This window comes from Paraburkholderia aspalathi, assembly GCF_900116445.1.
GTDB classification, from domain to species: Bacteria; Pseudomonadota; Gammaproteobacteria; order Burkholderiales; family Burkholderiaceae; genus Paraburkholderia; species Paraburkholderia aspalathi.
The window spans coordinates 107,040-129,141 of sequence record NZ_FPBH01000005.1 but is presented as its reverse complement, the minus strand read 5'-3'; the positions used below and the strand labels follow the sequence as shown (position 1 = coordinate 129,141).

The window sequence follows — 22,102 nt, the reverse complement described above, 5'->3', positions numbered from 1 at the left end:
GTCGAAAGCAATAACGAAAGCGGACTGTCGGGCGAGGCAGGCGCGGCACCAACCGTTGGCCGCGCCTGTCCATCATCAAGCGCTAAACGCGTTAAGCCGGCTGCGTGACGTCATTCACGTAAGTCGCCTTCAAACGCTTCTCTGCTTCGGCCAGATCCTTCGGCGGCTTGGTCGGTTCGATGCCGACCAGACGGGCGATGTTGTTGCCCATATAGTCTTCGAGACCGTCCTCATCCAGATCCATGCCCTGCGGCGCGGGACCGCATAGCATTTCGAGTTCGCGCAGCCACATGCCCGGTTCGTTCGGCGGCGAATCAGTACCGAACACGATCTTGTTGCGCGGCAACTCACGAGCGAATTCGACGATGCGCGATTGATAGCACCAACCCGATTCGCAATACACGTTTGGCGTATCCATCGCCATCCAGAACGATTCGAACGAGTAGTTGCCGCCTGTTTGAATCCCGAAGTGACCGATGATGAAATTCACCATCGGGAATTCGCGGATGATCGGATAGAACTGCGTCGGGATCGTGTACGGTCCGTCGCCGGTGTGAATCAGGACCACCACGCCGAGCTCCGCGCATTTCTTCATCGCCGGACGCAACCAGTCGAGCGCGCGATCCGGACGATAGCCGTGCATGTTCGCGTGCAGCTTGAGCATCTTGAAACCGTACTCTTTCACGTGGAATTCGAGTTCGGCGGCGCCGTTCTCCGGACCCCAACGCGGGTTGTACGTGAAGTTGCCGATAAAGCGATCCGGGTACTTCTGCGTCAGCTCGGCGATATACGCCATGTAGTCGCGAATGCCTTCACGGCCGCGGCGATTGCCGTCGCGATAGCCTGTGTTGCCAGGCGGCGGCTGGATGAAGCCCATGTCGATACGGCGCGGCTTGCCGTTGATGATGTACGGACCGTCCATCATCTTCAGCAGGCGTTCGCCGGTGAACGGCTCGCCGGTGTGGCGCCACGCTTCGTCGACGAGGTTGGTCGGGTGCAGATGGGTATCGATGATCATCAGCGGGCTCCTGCGTAGGCTGCTTGTGATGCCTGAGCGGCGTGCTTCTGCGACGCGCCGGCATGCTGTTTCAGATAGGCTTGCGCTTCCTCGACGCTTCTCGGCGGCGCGCTCGGCTCGATGCCGATCATGCGGGCGAGGTTGTTGCCGAGGTAATCCTCGAGCGTGTCTTCGTCGAGATTCAGGCCTTGCGGCGGCTCGTGGCACAACACTTCGAGCAAGCGCAGCCACATGCCGGGTTCATTCGGCGGCGTGTCCGAGCCGTAGAGAATCTTGTGCGTCGGCAGCACCTTCGCGAATTCGACGATCCGCGATTGCAAGCACCAGCTCGATTCGCAGTAGACGTTCGGCGTATCGAGCGCCATTTGATACGGCTCGAAGCAATACACGCCCCCCGTCTGCACGCCAAAGTGCGCCATGATGAAATTCACCGACGGGAATTCGCGGATCAACGGATACCACTCGCTCGGAATGCTGTACGGCCCGTCGCCGGTGTGCAGCTTCACGAGCAGGCCGAGATCCGCGCATTTACGCAATGCAGGACGCAGCCAGTCGAGTGCGCGATCGGGACGGTACGCATGCATATTGGCCTGCAACTGCACCATCTTGAAGCCGTGTTCCTTCGCATAGAACTCGATCGCTTCGGCACCGTTCTCAGGACCGCACCGCGGGTTGTACACAAAGCAACCGATCAGACGATCCGGGTACTTTTGCGTCATTTCGACGGTGTACGCCATGTAATCGTCGATCGATTCGCGGCCCGAACGATTGCCGTCGGTCCACGTATAAATGGTGTTGCCTTGCGGCGGTTGAATGAAGGCCTTGTCGATGCGGCGCGGCTTGCCGTTGATGAGGTACGGGCCGTCCATCGTTGCGATCAGACGCTCACCGGTAAATGGCTCGCCGTCGTGGCGCCAGGCGAGGTCGACCAGATTGGTCGGGTAACAGCTGGTGTCGATGATCATGTACTCGATCTCCTTGAGAGGAACTGGTGTATCCAGTTGCCGGATCGCGGGCAGGCGCATCGATGGAACGGAGCCCAGACAGGCTTGCCCATGCGGCCCTTTGCAAGGCGCCATTTTTGTGCGCCTTCCCCTCGCCGGCATCGAGTGTCACACTGATGTGCACTGCTGCTTGCGATGCAGTCTCACAAGATAAAAACGCTCTGTACAATATTTTTTAACCACGATCTTGATACGTTCTCGATATGGACATTCGGCTGTTGCGTTACTTCGCGGTACTTGCCGACGAACTGCATTTCGGCCGGGCAGCCGCACGGCTGCACATTTCGCAGCCGCCTTTGAGTCAGCAGATTCGCATCCTTGAAGAGGAGATGGGCACCGCGTTGTTCACGCGCTCGCAACACCGTGTCGAACTCACTGACGCAGGGAAAACACTTAAAGAGCAGGTGCCGCTGATCTTCGCGCAGTTCGAACGCGCGATCGACCTGACGCGTTGCGCGGGGCGTGGCGAAGTGGGAAGTCTCGAGATCGGCATCATCAGCTCGGCGATGGTCGATCCGATTCCGCGCGCGCTGCGGGTATTTGCGGAGAAGCATCCGCAAGTGCAGTGGACGCTGCACGAGATGACACCCGCCGCGCAGATTCTCGCGCTCAAGGAGCGGCGCTTGGATGTGTGCTTCTTCCGGGTATCGCATGAGGACCCGGAGATTCGTAGTGAGGTGGTGATGCGCGAATCGGCGGTGGTGGCGTTGCCGTTAGGGCACAGGCTTGCCGCGCGTGAGGAGATCGCGTTGCGCGAGTTGGAGACGGAGCGCTTTGTGTCGTTCGGTTTGCAGCAGTCGCAGCTTGCGCGCTTTCTGCAGGACTGTTGTGTCGAGGCAGGGTTTACACCGCAGATCGATCAGGAGGTGGTCGAGGTGCATACGCTGCTGTGTCTCGTGCGTGAAGGGCTGGGTGTGGCGTTGCTGCCTTCTTCGGCACGGCAATTGACGACTGGTGATGTCGCGTTCGTGCCGCTGGCTGCGCCGCGTCCCGAGGTGTCGCTGCATGCGCGCTATCGTGCTGAGGATCCGTCGCCGGTGTTGTCGTTGTTTCTCGATACGGTGCGCGAAGTGGCTGCTAGCATGGGTTGACCGTTTGCGCGACCAACTCGCGAATAACCTCGATCAAGGGCGCAACGCGGGCCGCTTTCTCGCGCGGCCATACGGCATACAGGTTGTAATGCGTCGGAATTTCTACTTGAGTGAGTTCGACCAGACGTCCCTCGCGTTTTGCATCCGCGGCGAGCAGGCCGCGCGCTAAACCCGCGCCCACGCCTGCGCTGGCCGCTGCAATCAGTCCGGCGGCATTGTCGAACACGGCGACTGCATCCGGTTCGACCTCGGGCATGCCTGCCGCGGAAAGCCATGGAATCCACGAGCGTTTCGTATAGCCGAGCAAGGGCAAATCGAGCACCTGTTCGGGCGTGAGCGGCAGGCTCAGCCCGCGCGCTTCAAGAAGCGCGGGTGATGCCATGGCAGTCAGCCGATCGCCGCAAATCAGCGCGTTTTCGAAACCTTCCCATTCTCCATACCCATACCGCAACGCAATATCGATGCGATCGAACGCGCTACGTTCATGCCGCGGCGTGGACAGTACCGTCAACGACGTGCCGGTCAACGCATCGAGTAAAGCGGGCAAGCGCGTGACCAGCCAGCTCTGCGCGAGTTCGGGATCGACGTCGAGCGTGATCGACTGCTTGACCGTGCGCTCTTTCACCGACGACAACGCGCGATCGATCTGTTCGAAGCCATCTGCCAGTTGATTCGCAAACAGCACGCCCGCATCGGTCAGCACCACGCGGCCGCTTTCGCGCACGAACAACGGCTGCCCGACGAACTCTTCGAGCGTGCGGATCTGCTGGCTGATCGCGCTATGCGTGAGCGATAGCTGGCGCGCCGCGCTTGAAAAGCTGCCGACGCGTGCCGCTTGCAGAAAGGCCTGCATCGACTGAATGGAAGGGTAGCGTTTCAACATGGGTGTTAGCCGGACTTACCGGTGATGGAAGAAATCGTCGCTGGCGTTGTGCTTAACGGCTTTCAATAATGGCCACAAGCACGCGGACCCTTTGAATCACGCGCCGCGCTGCACAACACCATTCAGGAGACAGCGCATGATCGAGATCGTGGTCAACGACACGCGGCACTCGCTCGACAATGTACCGGAAGACATGCCCCTGTTGTGGGTGTTGCGCGACCGGCTCAAATTGACCGGGACGAAATTCGGCTGCGGCGGCGGCTTTTGCGGCGCGTGTACGGTGCATCTGGAAGGCGAGGCCGTGCGCTCCTGTTTGTTGCCGATTGCTGCGGTGGCAGGCAAACGCATCACGACGATCGAAGGTCTGTCGAAAGACGGCAGACATCCGCTGCAACTCGCGTGGGTGGCGGAAGACGTGCCGCAGTGCGGCTACTGTCAGTCGGGTCAGTTGATGCAGGCGGCCTCGTTTCTGAAGGACAAGCCGACGGTCAACGATGAAACCATCGCGACGGCCATGTCCGGCAACATCTGCCGCTGCGGGACTTATTCACGCATTCGGAAGGCGATCAAACGCGCCGCTTCCGGTGATCTGGCGCTCGCGTCAGTCACGTGGGGCGAGTCCATCTGCGCTTCCGTGTGCACCTCCGCGAAAGAGGAGGCTTGAATGCGCAATGACAAGCAAGCGCTGAACGGCGCACACGGCGCGGCGCGTCGGCGTTTTATCAAACAGAGTTCGGCATTGTTGGCTTCGGGCCTCGCGATCGGTTTTCAACTGCCCGAGGCTTTCGCCAAAGACGCCAACGTAAGCGGCGACCCTAAACCGCAAGCAGGCGAGTTCGAACCGAACGCGTGGGTGCGTGTGCTGCCTGACGACACGATCAAACTGGTGGTTCATAAGCACGACTCGGGCACCGGGACGCGTACGGCACTCGCTGCGGTTGTCGCCGAGGAACTCGACGTCGATCCGTTTCGCGTCGAGGTGATCACGCCGGAGAATCCGTTTTACGGAGACTACATTCATCCGCTGTGGAAAGTGTTCTCGACAGGTGGCAGTACCAGCGTTTCGCTTGAGTACGATCGCTTGCGGCGCGCAGGTGCAACCGCACGTGCCATGTTGATCGAAGCCGCAGCGAAACAATGGAACGTGACGCCGTCCGCGTGTTCGACGGAAAACGGCTTTGTTATCGATAAAGCAAGTGGCAAGCGCGCGAACTACGGATCGTTGGCGAGCGTAGCTGCCCAATTGCCCGCACCGAAAGACGTCGCGTTGAAAGACCCGTCGCAGTTCAAATACATCGGTAAGCTGCAGAAGAAGCGTGGTGCCGATCTGAAAGCGAGAGGGGCGTTCCCGTACAGCATCGATGTGTCGTTGCCGGGGATGCTGGTAGCGGTTGTCACGCGTGCGCCGGTGATCGATGCGCGTGTGCGGAGCGTCGATGCTAAAGCGGCGTTAGCCGTGCCGGGTGTGCGGCAGGTGTTGCAGATTCCTGGCCGCCCCGACCTTCTTGGCGGCAATCAGGCGGGCGTTGCTGTGTTGGCCGATGATTATTGGTCGGCGCATCAAGGCCAGGCGGCGCTGAAGGTCGAGTGGGAAGACAGTCCGCTGGAAACCTTCGACAGCAGTACGCTCGCCGCACGTCAGGCTGCCTGGCTTGACGATCCTGTCGCGCATGTTGTGCCGACGATTCAAACCGGTGACGCGAAGACTGCATGGCCACATGGTGCGCGTGTGATCGAGGCGTCGTATTCGATGCCCTATAAGGCGCAAAACGCGCTTGAGCCGATCAATGTCACTGCGTGGGCGAAAGACGGGCGTATTGAATACTGGGGTGGTTTGCAAGTGCCTTCCACAGTGCAGGAAGCCGCCGAGGTGATCGGCGGGATTCCTGCTGAGCGCGTTGTATTGCATGAGCTTGTATCGGGTGGCAGCTTCGGTTCGCGTGAATCGAAGTACTGGTTGTTCGAAGTGACATGGCTTGCGTTGAAAGTCGGCAAACCGGTCAAGCTGATGAACAGTCGCGAAGATGAAATGCGTGCGCTCTTTTATCACTCGGCGAGTTATCACCGTGCGAAAGCCGCATTCGATGCGCATGGCAATCTCACCACGTTGCAATTGCGTGCCGTGATGCCCGCATCGCCGGAACAATGGGAGCCGGGTTATTTCGATCGTCCGGATCGGATGGACTACAGCACCACCGAAGCGATCAGCAAATACGAGTTCGCTTACGATGCGCCGCACGTTGATATTGGTTGGGTACGTCACGAGACCGGTGTGCCGACCGGTTGGTATCGCGCGGTGAGTTATATCCCGAACGTGTTCGCGGTGGAGTCGTTCATGGATGAGGCCGCGCATGCCGCGCGGCGCGATCCGATTGAGTTCCGGCTAGCGTATATGAAGGACCCGCGGCATAAGGCGGTGTTGCGCGAGGCGGCGGAGCGGGCGGGGTGGGGGAAGGCGTTGCCTGTGGGGACGGCATTGGGTGTTGGAACGAATCAGGCGTATAGCAGCTACGTTGCGGTAGTGGCGCGGGTTGTGAGGAAGGGTGATGCGGTGGTGGTTGAGAAGCTGACCTGCGTGGCGGATTGCGGGTTGGCTGTGTCGCCGGGTGGGGTTGAAGAACAACTGTATGGCGGGTTGATGTGGGGGTTAGGTCATGCGACGGCCGATCGGATCGATATTCGGCATGGGCAGGTGGAGCAGAAGAACTTCGATACGTATCGCGTGATGCGGATGAGTGATATGCCGGAGGTCGATATTTTGATTGTGCAGGGGGACATGTCGAAACCCGGAGGCGTTGGCGAGTTGTCGAGTCCTTCGGTGGCTCCGGCAGTGGCGAATGCGGTGTTCAGGTTAACGGGGAAGAGGTTGAGGGATACGCCGTTTGAGATGGCGGGCTAACTACCCTGATAGATATCGCACGACAGCCCCACCACGCACGGTTGACCGTCTCGGGTTTTGCCGTAGCCATTTCGTCCGCCCGGTTGGGCTCCATGGTCCCACGTGCTGTCGCCGCCCATCGGCATTGCCCGCTGCGATGAATTCATCGACTGCTGACTGGATGAGTGGCTAGGGACGTCTGACGGTTGCATTTCCTGAGCGTCGGCAGCGCTGGCCGCGGTCAGCAGGAATAGCACGACGGTTACGGCCGAGGGTTGCACTTTCATTTCTTCACCTTCGTCATCAACGGGTTGCGTTAGCGACGCCCATTCCGCTAGCTCTTGAAATCGTCTCGCCTCGCGCGCCTGTTAGCTCCCTCCGAAAAAAACGTTGCATTGAGGATCCATCCGGCACGGTCTGACATTTTTTGTACCGCCTTGTACCCGTGTGTCGGGCGTGCCGCCGTATGCTTCCATGCCCGCGCTCGGATCATTGGCTTGTGTCGCGGCGTTTTCTTGCGGGACGGGCTGAGAGGTTTGCGGCGTGCCTTGCGAATGCGCAGTACCGGCCACAACAAACAGCACGGCAGCGGATACGACTATCAGTGGTGATTTCATGTTGGTTCCTTTATCTGCGTTGAGTTTTCCATATCAGCTCATCACGACGACCAACCGCTCCGGGTGCACTCGACGAATGCACCCTCAGCGTTGCTGTCATATCCATTCTTGGTCAGGGGAAGTGCCGTCGCAACGCACATGCGTAGGTGGTGGACAGCAAACGTCGGCGAAAGATGTATGCACTACGATCGTTCGCGACCAGACTTGTCAATCTGATAGTCAGGCGGTTGGGTGCCCGCCATCAGCCGGCAGGCTTCGGTCAAGCGCCGGATCCGTAACCGGCGGGACACCCAGCCTGACCCCTCTATCCGCCAGCATGACGATGAGTTCCGTACGGCGCCGCAGATTGAAATGCGCAAGCAGATGACTGATGTATTTCCGTACCGTAATGTCCTCGAGCCCCATTCTCACGGCAATGGCCTTGGACGGAAGTCCGCGCACCAGCCACGCCAACGTTTCGAACTCTCTCGGTGTGAGCCCCAGCTCGGACGCATTGCTCGTGTCCGATTTAACGCGCGGCTGTTTATCTTCAGGTCCATTTGCCGGCGCCTTGTCAGCGTCCATGTCACGACTGAGACTGGCGATGCTGGAGGCTGGCAGGAACACGCCCCCGGCAAGCACCGCGCTTATCGCCGCACGAAGCGCTTCAGGCGGTGACGATTTGGGCACGTATCCCATGGCGCGGAGCTGGATGCATCGACTGATGGTTTCCACTCGCTCATCGGCCGATATCACGATCACCGGTAACGACGGTCGCGACTCCTTCAATTCGGCAAGCGCATTGCAACCGTTGCCATCGGGCAGGTCGAGATCGAGAAAAACGATGTTCAGGAGCTCGCCAAGCGCATGATTCATCCCCTGCGACAATGTGCTCGCGTGCAGCAACTCGATGTCCGGAAAGAGCTCCGTCAGCAGAAGCGCCAATCCGGCTCTGAACAGTTCATGGTCGTCGACGATCAGTACGCGCATCCCATCGTCTCCTGGAACTGCTTCGAGCCGAGCTGCAATTACACATCGGAAGATGGCCAAACCGGTAGTGATCGTCCAATGTATTCAGGTCAGATAGTACACAGTGGCGGCTGATCTAAATGGCGTCGCCTGAAAAGTGGCGGTTTTCGCCCATCATTAGACGAATCAAGCGTACTCGAAGAACCACCGCGCCCGGGACGCTTTCAATCACTGATCGTTCGCGAGATCGAATTTCATCTTCCGCTGAGCGCTCACGTACCGGCTGATCTCCGCCAGCAGGTCTTTAGGGGCGGAGGACTTGCGCAATAGCACGAACGGTTTGGGGAAGTCGCGAAGGACGTGATCGGACAGCAGTTCGCCGGTGATAAATGCGACGGGAATAACGCCCGCCCATGCGAAATGACGCCTGATCTGACTAGCAACCTCCTTGCCGGTGGCTCCGTCGCGCAGGCGGATATCGGCGACGATGAGATCGGGAATACGGCTGTCATCGGCAAGGATGGCTTCGAATCCAGCCATCGAATCGGCGGCGTACACGAGCGCGCCCGCGCTTGAGAAAAGACGCCTCAGGCCTTCGAGGACAGTAGGCTCGTCGTCGCACAGGAGCATGAACGTGCCAGTGAGATCGGGCGTGTAGACGTCGCCATCCTGAGCATGTGTCCCGACGATCGGGGTTGATGCCGAAACCGTCGCGTAAAGGGAAAAGCGTGATCCGCGCCCTTCCACCGAGGCGAAACTCATGCTGTGTCCCGGCAGAATATGGATCGCACGATGCACAATCGAAAGCCCCAGTCCCAACCCTTTCGAACGATCGCGCCCCGGATTGTTGATCTGATAATACTCGGAGAAAATCGCATCCCGATGGGCGGGCGCAATACCGATGCCTGTATCCCATACATCGACGCGCAGCTGTTCATTCAGTTGCACCCAGCCAAGCACAACGCCACCCGATGACGTGTTCTTGATCGCGTTCGATACGAGATTCGACACGGACCGCTTGAAGAGCGATCGGTCGGTTTCGATGGAAGGCGGGTGCCGTCGCCGCCCCGCGATTCTTAGATCGATGCCACGCAATCGCGCCGTCTCCCGGTATTGCTCGAAGACCTCGGTCAACAGGCCGTGGGTATCGACAGGTACGACATGGGGAACATATGAACCCAGCTCGCTGTAGTCCTGAATATCCTTGAACATGTCGAGGATGTCGGACGCGGTCTCCTCGATGACATCGAGCTCGCGATCCACAGCGTGGCCGTCCTTGATCCTCGTCCGGGCGCTTCGGATGAAAAGGTTGATGGCGGCGAGAGGCTGCTGGATGTCGTGATACGCCGATGAAAAGAACCGTTCTTTCTCCTTGACGAGCTCCTGCATGCGTTTGTTTTGCTCGTTGACCGCGCGCGACGCCGCTTCGACGCGCGCCTTGGCCGCACGCAAGGTGCGCCGGTAGATGAATTCGCGCCTCGCGGCACGTTCCAGCGGAATGCTGAGCAGCACGCCGACAATAGACATCAACGGCAGCATCGTGGCGTGTGCAGCCACTGACTCCACGCGCAGTTCGACACTCCCGCCGACGGGTTTGAAATAAAGCATGACCAGATAGCTGACGACGCATATCCCGATTAGCCATGCCGCCGTGATCACCCGAAGCCGAAAAGCCATGAATATCACGAAAAGGGAAAACATCAGCACTGGATAGACTTCGCGCCAGCCAAGGTCGCCCGGATAGAACTGCAGCATTCTCAGGGTGGCGAACCAGCAACTGATCGTCCAGACACTGAGCAGCCCGACGGCCCAACGTTCATCGAGTGCGCGAGGGGTCCAGAACAGCACGGGAATCGCCATTCCGATCGCGCCGGCGACTCTCAGGAAAATGAGCTCGTTGTGGTGCAGATGGGCGGGATCGAGTACGTTTAACCGGGGGAAGTCGCGGATGGAAAACGCGACCCACAACGCGGTGAAGATTGTGATGGCGAGCCTGCGCTGTCCGAAGAAGCGCCGCGCATAGTCCATCCGGAACGCGCGTTCCTGAGCCGCCGAGCTGAACCTGCGCACCCTGAGGCCTGACGATCTCATGACGGCGCTCGATCAGGAAATTCGCTGCCCGCGGATAGGGCAGCGTGTAGTTCAAACAGGATAGCAGGGCGCCATCTACGGTCATACACACAAATGTAGCGTTCCGGATGCGCCTGCCAGATCAGGAGCGCCGACATCTTTCACGACTCGATTCCGGCCGACTACTCCCTACCTTCGCGGCCGCCTGACGCCAATGGCGCCGAAAGCGTTCCACTAAAAAGCCATCGGATCATTTTGTTACACCTCTTACCGAGGCCCCAACTGGTAGGTTACAAAATGCTTTCGTGGGGCGGTTATACTCGGCGCCGTCCCAAAAACTAAAGACCTTTTTATGTCGAAGAGAATTTTCCAGATTGTGGCCATTGCAGCGCTCACCACTGCAGCGTCGTTACCCGCGGTGGCCGGCGATATGAACAATGCCCTTGGCGGCGCGCTCGGCGGCGTAGCCGGTGCTGCCCTGGGTGGCGCAGTAGGCGGCAGCACCGGTTCCGTCATTGGCGGTGCAATTGGCGGCGGCGCCGGCGGCGCAGTCACGTCAAACCGCAGGGAACGCACGGGCGCCATCATCGGTGGTGCGCTCGGCGGCGGTGCCGGCACAGCGGCAGGCAATGCGATGGGCGGCCGCACGGGCGGCCTCGTCGGCGCGGCTGTGGGCGGCGGCGCGGGTTCAGCGCTTGGCGGCAACATGTCGCGGTCCAATTCGTACTCGGACGACTATGCCCGCGGCTACCGACCGAACAAGCGCCATCACAAACATCGTCACCATGACTGAACGTTGATTAAAAAACGGCGTGGTTCAATCAAAGGTTAAGTCCGAAACGCCGAATACCTTTCGCAGCGCTGCGCTGACGATTCTCATGTGAGCCGGAGCCAGCGCTTGATGAACCACGCCAGCTTCTTCAGTCGCTGTAGCGGCGCAAGAGGCCCGACCGCAGCGAAGGACTCCGCGATTCCCTCCATCGCGCTTTATTTGACGCGCGCCTGCATCACCTGGCGATGGTTGCCATCCTGCGAACTGTGCGGCGCGTCTCGGAGTGCAGCCAGTGAAGGAAAGCACCAATAAATGCAGCGCATTCAGTGGGCTATGCTAGCCTCGATGCGACTAGCCAAGTTTCATAAAAAATGATGAATAGCTTCGATTCGTCTATAGAAATATATCTGTCCAACGTACACTTCGGCCATTTCGCGACCCAATCCATAGAAAGCATCGCCGACCTTTACACCTTCAAAGGCCTCGTACTCATTCCCGTGCTGTGGTGGATGTGGTTTCAGAAGGACGAGCGCCGCGAATGGCGACGAGAAATGGTTCTCGCGACGCTTCTCAGTGGCCTCGTGGCGCTCTTCGTCGGAAGACTGCTGACTCACTGGTTGCCGTTCAGAGTGCGCCCCGTATATAGCGCCGAACTGCATCTGCAGTTTGCCGGTAGCAATATCAAGGAAGCACTGCTGACAAGTTGGAGTTCCTTCCCTAGCGATCACGCGATGCTATGGATGGCGGTCGCCACCGGCATCTTCCTCGTGTCGCGTGGCATCGGTGTACTGGCGATTCTCTATACCGTGCTGTTCATTTGCGTTCCGCGCGCCTATCTCGGCTTTCACTACCCAACCGATTTGCTGGTGGGCGCCGCTGTGGGAATCGGAATTACTTATGTCATGACGCGACGTGTGATCCGCGTGCGCTATGCGACTCCGGCGCTGCGATGGATTGACCGCTGCCCGGGACCTTCAGCGGCGCTGGCCTTTATTCTCTGCCTCGAACTCGTTACGCAGTTCGACGAACTGCGCACGCTGGCGAACATTGCGCTCAAACATCTATGAATCACGCGTCGTTGTGATCGAAACGGCCGCTCAGAAAACGGGGTAGTCGCACGAATGTCCATGTGACGGTCCAGATCACGGAGTACATATTCGATGGAGCCTCGGAGCCGGCGAACGCCAGATTTCATTGGAATTGGACAGCCGCCTGCAATTTGAATGAAAATAATCGTTGACACCAAAATAGACCGATATATTTCATTTCGTGAAATTGAAGCTTAGCCGCACTGGGCAGAGCTCGTCGTGCTGAATGCATTGGATTTACGTGCTCAATGCATTTAATCGCTGTTAATTTTTACCGGGCGACCCTCATTCAGCATAAAAACGCATCGTATTAGTAGAAGTACTGATGCTGTAGTCAGACTACATTCTTACATTACGTTGCACGGAGAGTCGCTACAGTCAATCCGATGGTCCCGATTCCGCTCGGGCAGGCAAACGTTTGCGCAGCCATCCTGCGTCGCCAGCCTTCGTGTCCGCTGTGAACCTGTCGGACTCGCTCCGCTTCCGCATTCCAACAAAAGCAGAATCTCGGAGAGACAACTATGCAGAAGAAACTATGGCCAGCAGTCGCGTTAGCGGCGGCCGTGTGCGTCGCTGCCCGTGCGGATGTACCCGACTTTTCACTTGATTTCGCGCCCACTTCAGCTGCGATGAACGCGTTCGGATCGGCCGCCGCGCATCGGCGCGCCGACACCCTCGTCAGCAAGATGACGCTCGACGAAAAGCTGCAATTTATTCATTCGGAATACGCAATGTCTGCCGTGCCGGGAGGTGGTGCAGGCTACATTCAAGGGGTACCGCGTCTCGGCATTCCTGATCTGAACATGGTCGACTCCGCGACGGGCTCCGGCAGCACGTCGCAGGCCAGCACGACCTTCCCGGCAACGATCGCGCTTGCAGCAAGCTGGGATCGCCGCCTGTCTTCCAATTTCGGCCGACAGGTTGCGATAGAACTGCGTGCGCAGGGCTTCGGAATGGGACTTGGCGGCGGTACGAATCTCGCGCGCGAGCCGCGCGGTGGCCGGCTGTTTGAGTACCTCGGCGAAGATCCAGTGCTCGCCGGCGAGATGCTCGCCGAGCGCACGGACGGCACGCAGAGTGAGAAAGTCATCGCCACGATCAAGCACTACGCCGGCAACGAGCAGGAACATAACCGTGGGGGCGGCAACAGCCAGATCGACGAGCGCACGCTGCGCGAGCTTTATCTATTGCCGTTTGAAATTGCCGCAAAGCGCGCGCAGCCAGGCAGCGTGATGTGCAGCTATAACCGGCTCAATGGCGACTATGCGTGTGAGAACGCGCATCTGCTGAACGACGTGCTAAAGAATGATTGGCGCTTTGAAGGACAGGTCCAGTCGGATTGGGGGGCGACGCATAGCACAGCAAACGCGATCAACGCGGGCCTCGACGAGGAAGAAGACGTCGGCTCCACCGTCTATCTGACACCTACGGCAGTTCGGCAGGCGATCGCGAACGGATCGGTATCGACCGCGCGTCTCGACGACATGGTGCGTCGCAAGCTGTACGTGATGATTCGCGTCGGTGTGATGGATGATCCTGCGAAGGGGGGCGCCACGATAAACTTCGCTGGCGCGAACGCATTCGCACAGGCGGTCTCCGAGCAGTCGATGGTCTTGCTCAAGAACGACAGTAACCAGTTGCCGCTCTCCGCAGCCTCGCTCTCACGGATTGCAGTGATTGGCGGACACGCGGATGCAGCCGTGCTGACGGGCGGCGGGTCAGGCAATACACGTGACCCGGTTACGGGGGCATTCGCGGGTTGCGGCGGCTTGACGTTCGGCACATCGACTGGATGCAGTTGGTGGACCAATCCGTGGCTGAAGCTGAACACACCCATTGTTGCCGCGATTCGCGCGCTCGCACCGTCGGCACAGGTGAGCTTTGCGGGCAACAGCGATCAGCAAACGCCGTTTCGCGCGTACACGCAACAGGAGATCGATCAGGCGGCGGCGCTCGCGGCTCGCTCGGATGTCGCAATTGTCGTCGTCGCGCAGCCGGCGGGTGAAGACTTCGGCGATTTGCAAAGTCTGAGCCTTGCGAATCCGTCGAACCAGGATGCGCTCGTCGACGCGGTCGCGCACGCCAATCCCCGCACGATCGTTGTTGTGGAAAGCGGCAACCCGGTGCTGATGCCGTGGAAGGATCGTGTGGCGGCAATCGTGGAAGCCTGGTATCCGGGTGAAGGCGGCGGTAATGCGATTGCGAACGTGCTGTTCGGCAAGGTTAATCCTTCCGGCAAGTTGCCCGTCACCTTCCCTGTGCGCGATCAGGATACGCCGACGTGGGGGCAAAACGGCGCGTTCGAACCGGATCCTGTCTACGCAGAGAAGCTGAACATGGGCTACCGCTGGTACGACGCGAAAAACATTACCCCGATGTTCGAGTTCGGATATGGGCTGTCCTACACGCATTTCTCGTACTCGGGGCTTTCGGTGAAACATCGCCCTGACGGCGCGATCGACGTGTCGTTCACAGTGCGCAACGATGGCCGCATGGCGGGCGCGGAAGTGCCGCAGGTGTATCTCGGTGTGCCCTACCGCGACGAGCCGCCGCGACGTCTGGTCGGCTGGGAGAAGATCGGCCTGAACCCCGGCGATGCACGCCACGTCCGTATCACGGTCACACCGCGCATGCAAAGCGTGTGGGATACGTCGCGCAATGGCTGGCGGTATGTGCCTGGCGGGACGGTGTACGTCGGGGCGTCGTCGCGTGATATTCGGCTGCAAGGGAGCTAAACCTCGTACTCCCGTCATGCACCCAGGCGCGGGAGGTTCCGCGCCTGGGGCAATGGGCTGAGAGTTTTGATCGTGCTTAGGCCGCGCATTGCAGGGGTGGAGTGGAGGGGATACGATTCACGTCATGGATCCGCTCTACAAGAAAGCCATCGCCCAAGGAGTAGTGGGGATAGCTGTATTCGTCGCCTTCATTTTCTTGCCTGCGGGCACGTGGCGCTACTGGCAAGGATGGCTCTTTATCGCAATCTTTTCCGTCTCGACCATTGGCTTCACCGTCTATCTCGCCCTCTACGACAGGCCGCTTCTCGAGCGCCGCATGAATGCCGGACCACAGCATGAGAAAGAATGGTCGCAGAAGATCATCGTGTCGCTCATCATCCTAGCCTTTTTTCTCTTCCTCACCCTACCTCCACTCGACTATCGCGTCGGACTTTCGCCCGTACCTGCTTACCTGTCCTATGTAGGGGAAATGGTGATCGTATTGTCATTCCTCTTTATTTTCTGGGTACTGAAAGTCAACAGTTATGCAGCCGCCAACGTTAGTGTTGCGGATGATCACAAAGTGATCGACACGGGCCCCTACGCGTATGTTCGTCATCCGATGTACGCTGGCGCGCTCTGGCTTTTCATCGGCATGCCGCTTGCGCTCGGCTCCTGGCTCACGATCTGTCTCGTCCCGCTAATCCTGCTGGTGCTTTTCTGGCGGCTTCTTGATGAGGAAAAGATCTTGCGCCGCGACCTTTACGGCTACAACGAATACGCGAGCCGTGTGCGCTATCGTCTCATCCCGTATGTCTGGTAGGAATGGGGCCACCCATTACAAGGAATCAATGTTCCCGGGTGTTCGCATAGAATGAACTAGTCCGCCGCAACACGCCCAAACGCAATCCCCAGACATACAAATCCAGATGACTCTGGCCTTTGCAATCTGGGACGCCATCCGTTTTCATTCGCCATCGTTTCTCTCCAGTCGGGGCACCACGTCCTTATGTCGAGAATGACCACCAATGCGATGAGCCGCCGGCACCTGCTGACGCTGATCGGCAAGAACCTCGGTGCAGCCGCCATGATGCAAGGCATGGGCACGTTGGGGTTTGCCGCTGCCTCGACTTACGCCGGACCGATCAGACTCGATGGCGCACCCAAAGGAACGCGAATTCTCGTGCTCGGCGCGGGCATGGCCGGCCTTGTCGCGGCCTTTGAGTTGAGGAACGCGGGTTACCACGTGCAGGTGCTCGAGTACAACAACCGCGCAGGTGGTCGGGCCTGGACTGTCAGGGGCGGTGATCGTTATACCGAACTCGGCGGTGCCACCCAGAACTGCGAGTTCGCTGACGGGCTTTATCTGAACCCAGGGCCGTGGCGCATTCCATATCACCACCAGGGCGTACTGGACTACGCAAAGCGCCTGAAGGTGCCGCTCGAGCCGTTCATCCAGGTCAATTACAACGCCTACCTGCATTCGACGGAGGCCTTCGACGGCAAGCCGCAACGATTCCGGGCGGTGCAGGCCGATTATCAAGGCTATATCGCCGAGCTGCTTTCCAAAGCAGTCCGCAAGAACGCACTTGATGACGCATTGTCAGCCGACGATGCGCATCTGCTACTCGAATCCCTGCGCCAATGGGGTGCACTCGGTCGGGATGGGAGCTACCACGCGGGCCAGCGAAGCAGTGAACGCCGTGGATTCGCGACCGCGGATGGCGGCGGCCTGATGCCCAATGCCGTGCCATCGAATCTGCTCCCACGCGACCCTTTGCTTGCATCGCGTTTGTGGCATTGGCTCTCGTCTGGGAACGAGCAGGATTTCCAGAGCAGCATTTTTCAGCCGGTCGGCGGCATGGACAGGATTGCCCATGCGCTTTATTCGCAGGTCGCGAGCGCCGTAACGTTCAACGCGAGAGTCATGGCCATCGTGCAGAACGAGCAAGGCGTCACCGTGCGCTACACCGATACGACCACCCGAACCGAAAGGAACGCGCACGCGGATTGGCTGGTGTGCACGATCCCGCTCTCGATTCTGAGTCAGATCGACATTGCGGTCGGCCCGGCCATGCGCGCCGCGATCGATGCGGTGCCCTACGAGACATCCGTGAAAATCGGCTTGCAGTTCGGCCGGCGATTCTGGGAGGAAGACGAGCAGATCTACGGCGGCATTACGTATACGAACCTGCCGATCTCGACGATCGGCTATCCGGCAACAGGTTACGGATCGACCGGTCCCGCGGTGCTGCTGGGCGCCTACATGTGGGGGCCCGCCAGCTATGAGATGGGTGCGCTCCCTCCTGCCGAGCGGATCGCAGTGGCATTGAGCCAGGGCAGCCAGATTCATCCGCAGTACGCGCGCGAGTATCAGAACGGCTTCGCGATGAGCTGGAGCCGATCGCCGTTCACGAATGGCTGCTTCGCCGCATGGACGGAGGCGTTGAGAGAAGCGCATTACGCGAATCTCTGCCAGATCGACGGACGGATCGTCCTTGCCGGAGAGCACGCTTCTCATATCCCGGCATGGCAGGAAGGCGCCGTGCTGTCGTCGCTGGATGCGATCACTCGCTTGCATCGGAGAATCGTCAATGGATAGGCCGACGCTGATCCTCCGCGTGATGCTGATGGCCTGGCTGTCGGGTGCCGCGACGGTGTCGGCTCAGACTGCGGCACAGGACGCCCCACACGCCTTCACGATTTCGCCGGGCTATCGCTTCACCGAAAAAAGCGGCGAAGCGCTCTACAACGCGACCTGCGCGGGATGCCATATGCCCGATGGAAAAGGCGCGCAGGGCGCGGGTCACTACCCAGCGCTTGCTGACAACCCGGCAGTCGGAGCAGCACCCTACGTCATCATCAACGTACTGCGCGGCCGAAAGGCGATGCCATCCTTTGGCGACGAGATGAATGACGATCAGGTCGCCGCTGTCGTCAACTACACGAGAACCCACTTCGGCAATAGATTTGCCGGAGACGTCACGCCGAGCCAGGTCAAAGACCTGCGCTGAGAAGTGTCTGACGAAATGCGCGGAAGCGCACAGAGTGATTTGAATCAGGTCCATACTCTGTTCGGTGCAGCAGACAGATCTCCACCGGACATCCAGCGCCGTATTTCTGCATGTCCTTCAAAAGCCCCAGCTCGACGAGCAATGGGGAATGATCGCGCACAACACCAGGTCGACATCGGGGCCCCCGCACTATTCCGCGGAAAGCAACTTTACGCAATCAGGTGCCACCGATGCGTCTTCGAACCATCAGATATGCCTTGATTCTTGCCTGCGGATGCACGGCTGTCGCGAATGTGCTTGCCGCCGATGCTGCCGGCGTCGTGAAGACTCTTAAGGGTACGGTGCAGATCGAGCGGGCTGGAGGGAATTCGGGTGCGGCCATCGGCAGCGAGGTTTACGGCAGCGATCGCATCGTGACCGGCGCGGAATCTTCCGTCGGTATCACGCTGCGTGACGCCACCCAACTCTCTGCCGGCGCCAATACCATCCTCGAGCTCAACAAATTCGCGTTCAACACCACGACCCATGACGGGGTGCTCGACGCCTCCATCAAACGCGGTTCCTTGGCTGTGATTTCGGGGAAGCTGGCGAAGGCGAATCCGGATGCAGTCCGCTTCAGCACGCCGACTACCACGCTGGGCGTGCGCGGCACCGAATTCATCATCGAAGTCGGCGATAAATAAGGGGGGCGCGTTGAAGGCTGCAATTCGACATTACGGGCTGGCCTTTGCCGCAGCGTGCATCCTGCTGCCGTTCCTCGCCGCGTGCAGCACGCCGGACAAAATTATTCTATTGCCGGATCCCGATGGCAAAGTCGGCGCGGTCATTGTCCACAGCGCCACCGGAGAACAGAAAATAGACAAGGCCTACGCCGAGGCCGACGTCACCAAGGGCGGCGCCATCGAAAAAACGATGGATAGCCAGGCCACCGTGGAGACACGATATGGCGCGCTGCTTGCGGCCCGGCCGCCTCGTCCCCAGGCATTCACGATCTTTTTTCTCTTTGATTCCGCCACGGAGTTGGCCCCTGAGTCGACGGCCACGGTTAAACAGCTCAAAGCCGTCCTGGCGACGTGGCCCGCGCCGCAGCTCGTGGTGGTCGGTCATACTGATCTGGCGGGCTCTCAGGAATTCAATGACCAACTTTCCATGCAGCGGGCGAAGACGGTTGCAGCGTTCCTGATCAAGCAAGGCATCCCTGCTCAGCAAATAGAAACTGCGGCCCGGGGCAAGCGCGAGCCACTGGTGCCCACGGCAGATGGTGTTCCCAATCGCATGAACCGGCGCGCAGTCATCACAATCCAATGACCCGCGCCAGTCATCGGCGCTGAATGGCCTTTCCGTCGATGAAACGCTATTTCGACCCATGGCACGCCCGGATCAGGAATCTGCTGAGGGTGGCCCAGGGGCGTCCGGTGGCACTGGTAGTGTTGTTCGGCCTGAGCCTGCTCAACCTGTGCAGCGAATGGCCGAGCGATATAGCACGTCCAGCTTTCGTCGACACGCTCGATGAAACGCTTCCCGACTCCTTTAAAACAGCCCGGCAAATTCTGTTCGATCAGTATCAACGTCACTACCCACGTGTTCCGACGGCTCAGCCGGTGACCATTGTCGAGATCGATGAGGAGACGCTCGCAACCGTCGGCCAATGGCCCTGGCCGCGAAATCGACTCGCGAACCTGATCGATGCCATCGCGGCGCTGAAACCGCTGGCGATCGGTCTCGACATTTATATGCCGGAGCCGGATCAGACTTCTCCCGACAAGGTGGCGGGCAATCTGCCGGAAACGGCTGCGGCGCTGGCCGCCGGCCTGCGGGCGCTGCCCAGTCACGAAGCCATTCTCGCGAGATCGTTGCGCGCAGCGCCGACCATACTGGGCGCCGCGGCGCTCGATCACGCTGCGTTCGGCACCCGCACCGATCTGCGAAGCGCACCGATCCGCGTTCATGGCACCGACCCGCTGGGCTACGTGCCGCGTTTCGACTATGTTCTCGGCAGCCTGCCGGAACTGCAGGCGGCGGCGCGCGGGCAGGCGATGCTGAGCGTAGCGCTCGAACAAGGCGTAGTCCGGCACATTCCGCTCATCACGGGGTTGAGGGAGAAACTGGTCCCCAGTCTGCCGATGGAAATGCTCCGCGTTGCCACGGATTCATCGGCGATTGACGTCTTTGCGGATACCTCGGGCGTGCAAGCGGTGGGTGTCGCCGATGTGTTGGTGCCCACGCAGCCCGGAGGGGACATCTGGTTGCACTTCGCGTCCATTCGGTCGACGCTGAGCCGCTACGTGTCGGCGCGCGACGTCATGCAGGGAATAGTCGATCCGGAACGGATCCGGGACAAGCTGGTGCTGGTCGGACTAACCGGTGCCGGCGTGACCGACATGCGCACGACGGCGCTGGGAGAACTGGTGCCGGGTATCGAGATTCAGGCGCAGGTCATCGAGACGATTGTCGAGGGACGGTTTCTGCGCCGCCCCACGTGGCTGAAATGGGCCGAATGTGCCTTCATCATGACGTTCGGGCTGCTGATCATCTGGTATGTGCCTCGTCCCCAATCCCGGTTTGCGACGTTCATCAGAGTTGTCCCGAAGGGTGTCGCCGCTGTGGGTATCAGCTTGCATCTGCTGAATCTTCTGTGCTGCTACTTTGTTTTTATCCGCTTTGGGCTGCTCGTCGATGCGGCCTCGATTTTCATTATTCTGTCTGCGGTCATGGGCTGCTTCCTGTCGCCCGCGTTACTCCGCTCCAATGAACAAACGAGAACGGAGGCCGCGGAGCGATCCGTTCGTTAATTCGGCAGGCGCCTCGGAAGATCCGTGATGCGCGGTCCGCAGGATCGGGCGTGCCCAAGGCACGCTGCAAGTGCCTGCTCGCCGAACCATTTCTGCGTGTCCAGGTTGTAGTGCACGCTGCCGTCGCCACCGCCTAACGTGCCGCCCTGGAAAATACCGAAGCCGGGCGGCTGTCCATTCCAGTCCGGCGATTGCGATGCATCGGCGAAACTGAAGATGCGAGGATTCGCGTCGACGAAGCCGCCGAACACTTTCTGCATCGACGCGAGCGCGGCGGGGTTATAAGGCGCGACTGCGTTGGTGACGTTGTCGTAAGCGGTCGACAACGGCTTCACGATCAGAACCGGGAAGGTCGAACCCACCGCAGCAAAGAAACTGCTGAAGAGGTAAGCGTAATTCTGCGGCGCGCGACGAATCGTCGTTGCGTTGCCGGACGAATTCAGCGGTGCCGCTTCTGCCTCCCACTGGTTCCACTCCAGGCCGAGGATGCGCGGCTTCTTGCCGGTCGCCAGAATCTGCTTCAGTCCCAGATACATCATGCGGCGCGCGAACGGTGCAAGCGCATACGTCGGCGTCTTGCTTGCATCGAGCATGGGTTGCCAGAGATTAACGCCATGCACCGTCCAGCCGCAGCAGCCGCTGAACGCATCGTCTGCGACGTCCACGCCCTGGCTGCCCCAGCCGATATGAATGATGTACAGATCGGGCAGCGGCTCGCCTGCATTGATCGCCGACTGCCACGCGTACGCGGCGAAATTGGCGGCATTTCCGCTGCCGCCGTAGTAGCCGAGATTCATGTCGGACGACGTGCTGTCCGACCAGTTCACCCACGACACGTGATCGATCGCGGATATCGGCTGGGTAAATGGCGCACCCGATCCATCGGCGTTACCTGCGATGTTGCTCCAGCCGTCGTTGCGAATGCCCCATACATTGGGCGCCGGCATCCCGCCGGTGCCCGCGCCTGCACCCGAGGCTCCCGTCAACGTCAGATTCGCGGGCAGGCCGTTAAGACCGGCACTGTTGCTCTGTCCCATCACGAACAGGACCGCCACTTCGTCGTGCCGGAAGCGGGCTCCTTTGTTCCACGATTCTGCCGCTGTGGCATTCGGTTGGGCCATCGCGTCGGCGGCAACGGACACCTGCACCCCGCTCGCAGCCAACACGAGCGGCAGCGCAATCCGCATCAAGAAGTTCTTCATGCCTGTCTCCT

20 protein-coding genes are annotated in these 22,102 nt (G+C 59.7%); 12 read left to right on the top strand and 8 right to left on the bottom strand.

Features of this window, described 5'->3' with window-relative positions:
* Positions 1–91: 91 nt before the first annotated feature.
* Both BM438_RS10315 and BM438_RS10310 read right to left on the bottom strand, forming a co-directional pair.
* Positions 92–1,018, bottom strand: coding sequence for an amidohydrolase family protein (locus BM438_RS10315; RefSeq protein WP_074289307.1), 927 nt, complete (start codon positions 1,016–1,018; stop codon positions 92–94).
* A complete protein-coding gene (locus BM438_RS10310; RefSeq protein ID WP_093634183.1) occupies positions 1,018–1,983 on the bottom strand; it encodes an amidohydrolase family protein in 966 nt (321 codons plus the stop codon). The genes BM438_RS10315 and BM438_RS10310 overlap by 1 nt, the downstream gene beginning before the upstream one ends.
* A 242-nt stretch (positions 1,984–2,225) precedes the next feature.
* Between BM438_RS10310 and BM438_RS10305 the strand changes: the two genes are divergently transcribed.
* On the top strand, positions 2,226–3,113 hold the full coding sequence (locus BM438_RS10305) for a LysR substrate-binding domain-containing protein (RefSeq protein WP_093634182.1): 888 nt from the start codon (positions 2,226–2,228) through the stop codon (positions 3,111–3,113).
* Here BM438_RS10305 and BM438_RS10300 read toward each other — a convergent pair.
* On the bottom strand, positions 3,100–3,996 hold the full coding sequence (locus tag BM438_RS10300; protein WP_093634181.1) for a LysR substrate-binding domain-containing protein: 897 nt from the start codon (positions 3,994–3,996) through the stop codon (positions 3,100–3,102). The genes BM438_RS10305 and BM438_RS10300 overlap by 14 nt on opposite strands.
* A gap of 136 nt (positions 3,997–4,132) precedes the next feature.
* Between BM438_RS10300 and BM438_RS10295 the strand changes: the two genes are divergently transcribed.
* Entirely contained in the window at positions 4,133–4,660 is a 528-nt protein-coding gene (locus BM438_RS10295; RefSeq protein ID WP_093634180.1) for a (2Fe-2S)-binding protein, read from the top strand.
* Entirely contained in the window at positions 4,661–6,895 is a 2,235-nt protein-coding gene (locus BM438_RS10290; RefSeq protein ID WP_093634179.1) for a xanthine dehydrogenase family protein molybdopterin-binding subunit, read from the top strand. It abuts the gene before it with no gap.
* Here the strand turns inward: BM438_RS10290 and BM438_RS44775 are convergent.
* The 4 genes from BM438_RS44775 to BM438_RS10275 all read right to left on the bottom strand — a co-directional run bounded on the left by BM438_RS44775 (position 6,892) and on the right by BM438_RS10275 (position 10,467).
* Positions 6,892–7,161, bottom strand: coding sequence for a hypothetical protein (locus BM438_RS44775; protein WP_143131688.1), 270 nt, complete (start codon positions 7,159–7,161; stop codon positions 6,892–6,894). The genes BM438_RS10290 and BM438_RS44775 overlap by 4 nt on opposite strands.
* Positions 7,162–7,242: 81 nt before the next feature.
* On the bottom strand, positions 7,243–7,491 hold the full coding sequence (locus BM438_RS10285) for a hypothetical protein (protein ID WP_093634178.1): 249 nt from the start codon (positions 7,489–7,491) through the stop codon (positions 7,243–7,245).
* 219 nt (positions 7,492–7,710) lie between these two features.
* Entirely contained in the window at positions 7,711–8,460 is a 750-nt protein-coding gene (locus BM438_RS10280; protein ID WP_093634177.1) for a response regulator transcription factor, read from the bottom strand.
* A 207-nt stretch (positions 8,461–8,667) separates the two neighbouring features.
* Positions 8,668–10,467, bottom strand: a complete 1,800-nt coding sequence (locus tag BM438_RS10275) for a hybrid sensor histidine kinase/response regulator (RefSeq protein WP_167378363.1) — start codon at positions 10,465–10,467, stop codon at positions 8,668–8,670.
* Positions 10,468–10,861: 394 nt separating this feature from the next.
* On the opposite strand from BM438_RS10275, the gene BM438_RS10270 reads away from it, so the two are divergent.
* The 9 genes from BM438_RS10270 (at position 10,862) to BM438_RS10230 (ending at position 20,889) form a co-directional block, all read left to right on the top strand.
* Entirely contained in the window at positions 10,862–11,302 is a 441-nt protein-coding gene (locus tag BM438_RS10270) for a hypothetical protein (protein ID WP_093634175.1), read from the top strand.
* A 353-nt stretch (positions 11,303–11,655) separates the two neighbouring features.
* On the top strand, positions 11,656–12,348 hold the full coding sequence (locus BM438_RS10265; protein ID WP_093634432.1) for a phosphatase PAP2 family protein: 693 nt from the start codon (positions 11,656–11,658) through the stop codon (positions 12,346–12,348).
* Positions 12,349–12,890: 542 nt separating this feature from the next.
* A complete protein-coding gene (locus BM438_RS10260; protein WP_093634174.1) occupies positions 12,891–15,104 on the top strand; it encodes a beta-glucosidase family protein in 2,214 nt (737 codons plus the stop codon).
* 124 nt (positions 15,105–15,228) lie between these two features.
* Positions 15,229–15,906, top strand: coding sequence for a methyltransferase family protein (locus BM438_RS10255; RefSeq protein WP_093634173.1), 678 nt, complete (start codon positions 15,229–15,231; stop codon positions 15,904–15,906).
* 186 nt (positions 15,907–16,092) lie between these two features.
* Positions 16,093–17,685 (top strand): flavin monoamine oxidase family protein, encoded by a 1,593-nt coding sequence (locus BM438_RS10250; RefSeq protein WP_093634172.1) that lies wholly within the window; start codon positions 16,093–16,095, stop codon positions 17,683–17,685.
* A complete protein-coding gene (locus BM438_RS10245) occupies positions 17,678–18,097 on the top strand; it encodes a c-type cytochrome (RefSeq protein ID WP_093634171.1) in 420 nt (139 codons plus the stop codon). Before BM438_RS10250 ends, BM438_RS10245 begins: the two co-directional genes overlap by 8 nt.
* Positions 18,098–18,390: 293 nt before the next feature.
* The gene (locus BM438_RS10240) at positions 18,391–18,780 is read left to right on the top strand and encodes a FecR family protein (protein WP_244179337.1); all 390 of its coding nucleotides are present in this window, start codon (positions 18,391–18,393) and stop codon (positions 18,778–18,780) included.
* A gap of 10 nt (positions 18,781–18,790) precedes the next feature.
* The gene (locus BM438_RS10235; RefSeq protein WP_244179336.1) at positions 18,791–19,405 is read left to right on the top strand and encodes an OmpA family protein; all 615 of its coding nucleotides are present in this window, start codon (positions 18,791–18,793) and stop codon (positions 19,403–19,405) included.
* Positions 19,406–19,443: 38 nt separating this feature from the next.
* Positions 19,444–20,889, top strand: coding sequence for a CHASE2 domain-containing protein (locus BM438_RS10230; protein ID WP_093634431.1), 1,446 nt, complete (start codon positions 19,444–19,446; stop codon positions 20,887–20,889).
* Here the strand turns inward: BM438_RS10230 and BM438_RS10225 are convergent.
* A complete protein-coding gene (locus BM438_RS10225; protein WP_093634168.1) occupies positions 20,886–22,091 on the bottom strand; it encodes a hypothetical protein in 1,206 nt (401 codons plus the stop codon). The genes BM438_RS10230 and BM438_RS10225 overlap by 4 nt on opposite strands.
* Between the last annotated feature and the right edge of the window lie 11 nt (positions 22,092–22,102).